Annotated in this window: 1 protein-coding gene; it reads left to right on the plus strand. The window is 72.7% G+C overall.

Annotated features, from left to right (window positions below):
• The coding region (locus JL475_RS39350) for an AMP-binding protein (RefSeq protein ID WP_202282977.1) at positions 1 to 531 on the plus strand (531 nt) is incomplete at both ends.

The following is a 531-nucleotide window of genomic DNA, read 5'->3' on the forward strand; positions in this document are numbered from 1 at the left end:
CGGGTGTATGTGCTGGATGGTGGGTTGCGTCCGGTGGCGCCGGGGGTGGCCGGTGAGTTGTATATCGCGGGGGCGGGTCTGGCGCGCGGGTATCTGGGGCGTGCGGGGCTGACCGCGGAGCGGTTCGTGGCGTGTCCGTTCGGCGCGCCGGGTGGGCGGATGTATCGCACCGGTGACGTGGTCCGCTGGAGCGCCGGGGGGCTGCTGGAGTATCTGGGCCGGGCGGACGATCAGGTCAAGGTGCGGGGTTTCCGGATCGAGCTGGGGGAGATCGAGACGGCGCTGGCCGGCCATGAGCTGGTGGGTCAGGTGGCGGTGGTGGTCCGGGAGGACCGGCCGGGTGACAAGCGGCTGGCGGCGTATGTGGTGCCGGCCGAGGGTGGCGGGGTGTTGGAGGCGGCTGCGCTGCGGGCGCATCTGGGTGCGGTGCTGCCGGAGTACATGGTGCCGTCGGCGTTCGTGGTGCTGGAGGCGCTGCCGCTGACCGCCAACGGCAAGCTGGACCGCAGGGCGCTGCCGGCCCCCGACTTC

Origin of the sequence: Streptomyces sp. M2CJ-2 (assembly GCF_016757295.1) — a bacterium.
Taxonomy (GTDB): Bacteria; Actinomycetota; Actinomycetes; order Streptomycetales; family Streptomycetaceae; genus Streptomyces.